At 51.4% G+C, this 8,206-nt stretch carries 8 protein-coding genes; all 8 read right to left on the reverse strand.

The genetic code is table 11. The annotated features are described in order from the left end of the window. Positions 1-30 precede the first annotated feature (30 nt). Complete coding sequence (rpoB, locus tag QRN24_RS22655; protein ID WP_020882980.1) at positions 31-4,059, reverse strand: DNA-directed RNA polymerase subunit beta; 4,029 nt, start codon at positions 4,057-4,059, stop codon at positions 31-33. Positions 4,060-4,378: 319 nt separating this feature from the next. Then, positions 4,379-4,744, reverse strand: a complete 366-nt coding sequence (rplL, locus tag QRN24_RS22660; protein WP_014168154.1) for a 50S ribosomal protein L7/L12 — start codon at positions 4,742-4,744, stop codon at positions 4,379-4,381. A gap of 66 nt (positions 4,745-4,810) precedes the next feature. Then, on the reverse strand, positions 4,811-5,308 hold the full coding sequence (gene rplJ / locus QRN24_RS22665; RefSeq protein WP_004097644.1) for a 50S ribosomal protein L10: 498 nt from the start codon (positions 5,306-5,308) through the stop codon (positions 4,811-4,813). A gap of 291 nt (positions 5,309-5,599) precedes the next feature. Beyond that, entirely contained in the window at positions 5,600-6,304 is a 705-nt protein-coding gene (gene rplA / locus QRN24_RS22670) for a 50S ribosomal protein L1 (protein ID WP_006810530.1), read from the reverse strand. A 3-nt stretch (positions 6,305-6,307) separates the two neighbouring features. After that, the gene (gene rplK, locus QRN24_RS22675) at positions 6,308-6,736 is read right to left on the reverse strand and encodes a 50S ribosomal protein L11 (RefSeq protein WP_008808007.1); all 429 of its coding nucleotides are present in this window, start codon (positions 6,734-6,736) and stop codon (positions 6,308-6,310) included. A 155-nt stretch (positions 6,737-6,891) separates the two neighbouring features. Further along, a complete protein-coding gene (gene nusG / locus QRN24_RS22680; protein WP_003862341.1) occupies positions 6,892-7,437 on the reverse strand; it encodes a transcription termination/antitermination protein NusG in 546 nt (181 codons plus the stop codon). 1 nt (position 7,438) lies between these two features. Next, on the reverse strand, positions 7,439-7,822 hold the full coding sequence (gene secE / locus QRN24_RS22685) for a preprotein translocase subunit SecE (protein WP_003862342.1): 384 nt from the start codon (positions 7,820-7,822) through the stop codon (positions 7,439-7,441). Positions 7,823-8,051: 229 nt separating this feature from the next. Further along, positions 8,052-8,206, reverse strand: a 155-nt coding sequence (locus QRN24_RS22690) for an EF-Tu C-terminal domain-related protein (protein ID WP_072098027.1), incomplete at its 5' end; no start/stop codon positions are given.

Consider the following 8,206-nt stretch of genomic DNA (forward strand, 5'->3'; position numbering starts at 1 on the left):
CCCGACACCAGTGACCTGTTTGAGCGAGAATTACTCGTCTTCCAGTTCGATGTTGATACCCAGCGAACGAATCTCTTTCAACAGTACGTTGAAGGACTCTGGCATGCCCGGTTCCATCTGATGATTGCCGTCCACGATGTTTTTATACATCTTGGTACGACCGTTAACGTCATCAGACTTAACGGTGAGCATTTCCTGCAGGGTGTATGCTGCGCCGTATGCTTCCAGCGCCCACACTTCCATCTCCCCGAAGCGCTGACCACCGAACTGCGCCTTACCACCCAGCGGCTGCTGAGTAACCAGGCTGTAAGAACCGGTAGAACGAGCGTGCATCTTGTCGTCGACCAGGTGGTTCAGTTTCAGCATGTACATGTAACCTACGGTTACCGGACGCTCGAACTGTTCACCGGTACGGCCATCAAACAGCGTAATCTGACCAGACGTTGGCAGACCACCCAGTTGCAGCAGCTCTTTGATTTCAGCTTCTTTTGCACCGTCGAATACCGGCGTTGCAATCGGCATACCTTTGCGCAGGTTCTCTGCCAGACGCAGCACTTCTTCATCGCTGAAGGTGCTCAGGTCGACTTTCTGACGAACGTCGGTACCCAGATCGTAGGCACGCTGGATGAATTCGCGCAGTTTCGCGACTTCTTCCTGCTGTTTCAGCATGGCGTTGATCTTATCGCCGATACCTTTCGCAGCCATACCCAGGTGGGTTTCCAGAATCTGACCGATGTTCATACGAGACGGTACGCCCAGTGGGTTCAGTACGATATCTACCGGCGTACCGTTAGCATCGTGTGGCATATCTTCGATCGGGTTGATCTTAGAGATAACACCCTTGTTACCGTGACGACCTGCCATCTTATCACCAGGCTGGATCTGACGTTTAACAGCCAGATACACCTTAACAATCTTCAGCACGCCTGGTGCCAGATCGTCGCCCTGAGTGATTTTACGGCGTTTCGCTTCGAGTTTTTTCTCGAACTCGTGTTTCAGTTCGTCATACTGCTCAGCCAGCTGTTCCAGCTGATTTTGTTTCTCTTCGTCGGTCAGGCCCAGTTCCAGCCAGCGATCGCGTGGCAGTTTGTCGAGCTTCTCAGCTTCAACGCCACCGGCAACCAGCACCGCATAGATACGGCTGAACAGACCCGCTTCGAGGATCTGCAGTTCTTCAGACAGGTCTTTCTTAGCCTGTTTGAGCTGCATCTCTTCGATTTCCAGCGCACGCTTATCTTTTTCAACGCCGTCACGGGTGAAGACCTGAACATCGATAACCGTACCGGAAACACCGTTTGGTACGCGCAGAGAAGAGTCTTTAACGTCAGACGCTTTCTCACCGAAGATAGCACGCAGCAGTTTCTCTTCTGGCGTCAGCTGGGTTTCACCTTTCGGCGTTACCTTACCAACCAGAATGTCGCCGCCGGTCACTTCTGCACCGATGTAAACGATACCGGATTCATCCAGTTTGGAGAGCGCAGCTTCACCCACGTTAGGGATGTCAGCGGTGATCTCTTCTGGCCCCAGCTTGGTGTCACGGGACACACATGCCAGTTCCTGAATGTGGATGGTAGTGAAACGATCTTCCTGAACCACACGCTCGGAGACGAGGATGGAGTCTTCGAAGTTGTAACCGTTCCACGGCATGAACGCTACGCGCATGTTCTGACCGAGCGCCAGTTCACCGAGGTCGGTGGACGGACCGTCTGCCAGCACGTCGCCGCGCTCAACGGGCTCACCCAGAGACACACAAGGCATCTGGTTGATACAGGTGTTCTGGTTAGAACGGGTGTATTTGGTCAGGTTATAAATGTCGATACCTGCTTCGCCCGGGTACATCTCGTCTTCGTTAACTTTGATAACGATACGGGAAGCATCCACGTACTGAACAGTACCGCCACGTTTAGCCACCGCAGTAACACCGGAGTCAACGGCAACAGCACGTTCCATACCGGTACCAACCAGCGGCTTATCAGCACGCAGAGTTGGAACGGCCTGACGTTGCATGTTCGCACCCATCAATGCACGGTTGGCGTCATCGTGTTCCAGGAACGGGATCAGGGACGCACCGACGGATACCACCTGCTGGGTGGATACGTCCATGTAGTCAACCTGGTCGCGGCTGAACAAGCTGGATTCGCCTTTGCTACGGCAGGTAACCAGATCTTCTACAAAGTGGCCTTCGTCATCCAGGTTGGAGTTCGCCTGAGCGATAACGTAGTTGCCTTCTTCGATAGCAGACAGGTAATGAATTTCGTCAGTTACAACACCGTCGGTCACTTTACGGTACGGCGTCTCAAGGAAACCGTATTCGTTAGTCTGTGCATACACAGACAGGGAGTTGATCAGACCGATGTTTGGACCTTCAGGCGTTTCGATTGGACATACGCGACCGTAGTGAGTCGGGTGTACGTCTCGAACTTCGAAGCCTGCACGTTCACGGGTCAGACCGCCTGGGCCGAGTGCAGAGATACGACGTTTGTGCGTGATCTCAGACAGCGGGTTGTTCTGGTCCATGAACTGAGACAGCTGGCTGGAACCGAAGAACTCTTTCACTGCTGCAGAAATCGGCTTGGCGTTGATCATATCCTGAGGCATCAGGGTATCCAGATCGCCCAGAGACAGACGCTCTTTCACCGCACGCTCAACACGTACCAGGCCAACGCGGAACTGGTTTTCCGCCATTTCGCCTACGGAACGGATACGACGGTTGCCGAGGTGGTCGATATCGTCCACTTCGCCTTTGCCGTTACGGATATCGATGAGCTTCTTCATCACTTCGATGATGTCGTCTTTGCTCAGGATACCGGAACCTTCGATCTCATCACGCAGCAGAGAACGGTTGAACTTCATACGACCAACCGCGGACAGATCGTAGCGGTCTTCGGAGAAGAACAGGTTCTCGAACAGGCTTTCAGCCGCTTCGCGAGTTGGTGGTTCACCAGGGCGCATCATGCGGTAGATTTCTACCAGCGCGCTCAGACGATCGGTCGTTGGATCGACGCGGATAGTCTCAGAGATATAAGGACCGTGGTCCAGATCGTTGGTGAACAGCGTTTCGATGCGTTTGTGGCCAGACTGGCTCAGCTTAGCCAGCAGATCCAGGCTCAGCTCCATGTTCGCCGGGCAGATCAGCTCGCCAGTTGATTCATCAACGTAATCTTTCGCGGCTACTTTTCCAGCAATGTATTCAACCGGAACTTCGATGAGTTTGATATCATCTTTTTCCAGCTGACGGATGTGGCGCGCGGTAATACGGCGGCCTTTTTCCACATACACTTTGCCGTCGGCTTCGATGTCGAACGACGCGGTCTCACCACGCAGACGCTCTGGCACCAGCTCCATCTGCAACTTGTTGTCGCGGATTTCAAAGATTACTTTCTCAAAGAACAGGTCCAGGATCTGTTCAGTGGTGTATTGCAGCGCACGCAAAATGATGGTCGCAGGCAGTTTACGACGACGGTCGATACGGACAAACAGGTTGTCTTTAGGATCGAACTCGAAGTCCAGCCAGGAACCACGGTAAGGAATGATACGCGCGTTATACAGTACTTTACCGGATGAGTGTGTTTTACCTTTATCGCTGTCGAAGAAGACACCCGGGCTACGATGCAGCTGGGAAACGATAACACGCTCAGTACCGTTGATGACGAAAGTACCGTTGTCTGTCATGAGTGGAATTTCACCCATGTAGACTTCTTGTTCTTTAATGTCTTTTACGGTGCCTTCTGGCGCTTCGCGCTCATAGATCACCAGACGCAGTTTTACGCGCAGCGGTGCGGAATAGGTCACGCCACGGATCTGACATTCCTGAACGTCAAACACCGGTTCGCCAAGGCGGTAGCTGACGTACTGCAGCTCGGAGTTACCGCTGTAGCTCTGAATCGGGAACACGGAACGGAAGGCTGCTTCCAGGCCGTACTGCCCTTCAGGATCTTGCTCGATAAACTTCTGGAACGAGTCAAGCTGGATAGAAAGGAGATATGGAATGTCCAGAACTTGTGGACGTTTACCAAAATCCTTACGAATACGTTTTTTCTCGGTATAGGAGTAAACCATAGGGTTCCTCAGCTCGCTGACAAGTCGACCCATCTGTCCGACGAAGGGACAGTTTGTGCAACACCATTTTGTGGACCGGAAAATTGAATACTTTCCGCAATACCTGTTGCTATCACGCTTAAATCATTTCGTCGCGATTTACACAGAGCGCGCACCCTGTCGCAATATATTAAGTCGTCGATAGAAACATGCATTGTCAGGACAACCAGTAGTCAAACAGTGTGAAATGCTACTGATGCCTTACAGCGCAAAAAGGCTGGTGACTAAAAAGTCACCAGCCATCAGCCTAATGACTTAGGCTGCAACCAGAAAAGTTGGCTTATTTAACTTCAACTTCAGCGCCAGCTTCTTCCAGAGATTTTTTCAGTGCTTCTGCGTCGTCTTTGCTCACGCCTTCTTTCAGCGCAGCTGGAGCAGCTTCTACCAGGTCTTTAGCTTCTTTCAGACCCAGGCCAGTTGCGCCACGTACTGCTTTGATAACAGCAACTTTGTTAGCGCCAGCAGCTTTCAGAATTACGTCGAATTCAGTTTTTTCTTCAGCAGCTTCAACCGGGCCAGCAGCTACAGCTACAGCAGCAGCAGCGGAAACACCGAATTTTTCTTCCATTGCAGAGATCAGTTCTACAACGTCCATTACGGACATAGCTGCAACTGCTTCAATGATTTGATCTTTAGTGATAGACATTTAAATTGTTCCTGAAAATCAGAATAAGTTTATACGTAAGCAAATGCTTTATAAAGATAACTGCGATTAAGCAGCTTCTTTCGCATCGCGAACAGCAGCCAGAGTGCGAACCAGTTTGCCAGCCGAAGCTTCTTTCATGGTTGCCATCAGGCGTGCAATTGCTTCTTCGTAGGTCGGCAGGGTTGCCAGGCGATCGATTTGCGATGCCGGGATCAACTCACCTTCAAAGGCTGCAGCTTTGACCTCAAATTTTGCATTCGCTTTCGCGAACTCTTTGAACAGACGAGCAGCAGCGCCCGGGTGTTCCATAGAGTATGCAATAAGGGTCGGACCAACAAACGTGTCTTTCAGGCACTCGAAAGGAGTACCTTCAACTACGCGACGCAGCAGGGTGTTACGAACAACACGCATGTATACGCCAGCTTCACGACCTGCTTTACGCAGTTCAGTCATTTTGTCTACAGTAACGCCACGGGAATCCGCAACTACTGCAGACAGCGCGCCTTTGGCTACTTCGCTGACTTCAGCAACAATCGCTTGTTTGTCTTGAAGATTTAAAGCCATTAGCTTTGCTCCTGGATGTTTGCCGGAACTCATGTTCCGGAACTCACTTCACTCTCCCCAACGGAAAGAGCGTCTTAATACGGTGAGCAGAAACAAGCCAGAGTATCCAAAAATAATCTTAGCGTTCTGTCACCGTCTACGCAGGGCATTAAGTTTCTTGCGAAACACCTGCGGTCTTCGACGGAGGCCTGGATTAGGCCAGGCTCCAACGAACAAATCTTTTAGCCGCTAACTTTTGTTAGCAAACGTGGGGGTAAGATTGTAGACAAAATCACCGCCCACGTAAAGGCATTAGTTTGCAGCAGCGCTCAGGCCAGCCTGGTCAACTGCAACACCTGCACCCATGGTGGTGGAGATGCTAACTTTCTTGATGTACACGCCTTTCGCCTGAGTTGGTTTTGCTTTTTTCAGCGCAACCAGCAGAGCTTCCAGGTTTTCTTTCAGTTTGTCAGCGTCAAAGTCCACTTTACCGATGGTGGTGTGGATGATGCCGTTTTTGTCGTTACGATAACGAACCTGACCTGCTTTAGCGTTCTTAACAGCTTCAGCAACGTTAGGGGTTACAGTACCCACTTTCGGGTTTGGCATCAGGCCGCGTGGACCCAGAACCTGGCCCAGCTGGCCAACAACGCGCATTGCATCTGGAGAAGCAATAACAACGTCAAAGTTCATTTCGCCTTTCTTGATCTGGTCAGCCAGATCTTCCATACCTACCAGTTCAGCGCCGGCAGCTTTAGCCGCTTCAGCGTTTGCACCCTGAGCAAATACAGCTACGCGTACGGAACGGCCAGTACCGTGTGGCAGTACAGTTGCACCACGAACGTTCTGATCAGATTTACGAGCATCGATGCCCAGGTTAACAGCAACGTCAACGCTTTCAACGAACTTAGCGGTAGCCAGTTCTTTCAGCAGAGCGATAGCTTCGTTGATGTCGTACTGTTTGGTCGCATCAACTTTGTCACGGATCACGGACATGCGCTTGGTCAGTTTAGCCATTTCTTAGTCCTCCACTACCAGGCCCATGGAACGTGCAGTACCTTCGATTGAGCGAGTCATCGCTTCAATGTCGGCACCAGTCATGTCGGCAGCTTTGGTCTGCGCGATTTCCTGCAGCTGAGCGCGGGAAATTTTACCCACTTTGTCTTTGTTCGGTTTACCGGAACCAGACTTAATACCCGCCGCTTTCTTCAGCAGAACTGCTGCTGGAGGGGTTTTGGTAACGAAAGTGAAAGAACGGTCAGCGTATACAGTGATAACAACTGGGATTGGCAGACCTTTTTCCATGGATTCGGTTTTGGCGTTGAACGCTTTACAGAATTCCATGATGTTCACACCCTGCTGACCCAGAGCTGGACCAACTGGTGGACTTGGGTTCGCCATACCTGCTGCAACCTGCAGCTTGACGTAGGCTTGTACTTTCTTAGCCATTCTAAAATCCTCTGATTGGGTGATAACGCCTCAAGGAGGCTCCCCGTGAATAAAATCGTTTTACAGGCCGCAGCCCATAAAAACAAAAGGCGCGAAATTGTATTCCAATCTCGCGCCTTGTGCAACGATTAAATCGTCGCTTTTTTGATCGCTGCTTAGGCTTTTTCTACCTGGGCAAAGTCCAGTTCTACCGGGGTCGCACGACCGAAGATAGAAACGGACACTTTCAGGCGGGACTTCTCGTAGTCCACTTCTTCAACCACACCATTAAAGTCAGCAAACGGACCGTCATTAACACGAACCATTTCACCCGGTTCAAACAGCGTTTTCGGACGCGGCTTATCCCCCACCTGCTGCAGGCGGTTCATAATCGCATCAACTTCTTTGTCGCTGATTGGCGCCGGACGGTCAGACGTGCCGCCGATAAAGCCCATCACGCGCGGTACGCTGCGCACCAGGTGCCAGCTCGCGTCGTTCATAACCATCTGAACCAGCACGTAACCCGGGAAGAATTTACGCTCGCTTTTGCGACGTTGGCCGCCACGGATCTCGACCACTTCTTCGGTCGGAACCATAACTTCGCCAAATAACTCTTCCATGTTGTGTAATTTGATATGCTCACGCAGCGACGTTGCTACGCGGCCTTCAAAACCGGAAAACGCCTGAACGACGTACCAGCGCTTTTTAGGGGCTTCAGACATCTCAGAACCTCAGGCCAGTGATAAAGGATACCAGGCGAACCAGAATACCATCCAGTCCCCACAGGATCAGTGACATTACAGCGGTAACCGCCGCTACGATCAGCGTGGTGTGCAATGTTTCCTGGCGAGTCGGCCAAATTACCTTGCGGACTTCGGTACGCGCTTCGCGAGCAAAAGCGACAGTCGCTTTGCCTTTTGTCGTCAACAGCGCGACACCACCCGCTGCAGCAATCAGAATTACCACTGCAAGCGCGCGTAGCGGCAGCATCATGTCACGATAAAGGTAGTTGCCGACAATCGCTACAATCAGCAGCACGGCTACGACTACCCATTTCATCGCTTCCAGGCCGCGCCCGCTCCCTTGAGCTTCGGTATTCGCACTCATAAACCAACCTGTCAGAAGTATTCTACAAACATTTTCACCCCGCTATTGCGAGGCAAACCAAATCGAAATGCTAATTCGCTTTTCGGATTATACGCTCTCTGCAGAGCCTGTCTCAGCAATGATTATGACAAATTTAATCACTGATGAGCCAGGTTCTGATCTGAAAGCGTGCAAAAAGGGCATCAAATGATGCCCTTTTATTGCGCATTGCGTCAAATGTTATCAGCAATTAGCCGAGAACTTTAGCAACCACGCCCGCGCCAACGGTACGGCCACCTTCACGGATTGCGAAACGCAGACCGTCGTCCATCGCGATTGGGTGGATCAGCGTCACAACCATCTTGATGTTGTCGCCTGGCATTACCATCTCAACGCCTTCTGGCA

It is taken from the genome of Enterobacter sp. MEB024, from assembly GCF_030209635.1.
GTDB lineage: Bacteria > Pseudomonadota > Gammaproteobacteria > Enterobacterales > Enterobacteriaceae > Enterobacter > Enterobacter ludwigii.

Coding starts and splice junctions, on each gene's coding strand:
- rpoB (WP_020882980.1), bottom strand. CDS start 4,059: ATGGTTTACTCCTATACCGAGAAAAAACGTATTCGTAAGGATTTTGGT.
- rplK (WP_008808007.1), bottom strand. CDS start 6,736: ATGGCTAAGAAAGTACAAGCCTACGTCAAGCTGCAGGTTGCAGCAGGT.
- nusG (WP_003862341.1), bottom strand. CDS start 7,437: ATGTCTGAAGCCCCTAAAAAGCGCTGGTACGTCGTTCAGGCGTTTTCC.
- secE (WP_003862342.1), bottom strand. CDS start 7,822: ATGAGTGCGAATACCGAAGCTCAAGGGAGCGGGCGCGGCCTGGAAGCG.
- rplA (WP_006810530.1), bottom strand. CDS start 6,304: ATGGCTAAACTGACCAAGCGCATGTCCGTGATCCGTGACAAAGTTGAT.
- rplL (WP_014168154.1), bottom strand. CDS start 4,744: ATGTCTATCACTAAAGATCAAATCATTGAAGCAGTTGCAGCTATGTCC.
- rplJ (WP_004097644.1), bottom strand. CDS start 5,308: ATGGCTTTAAATCTTCAAGACAAACAAGCGATTGTTGCTGAAGTCAGC.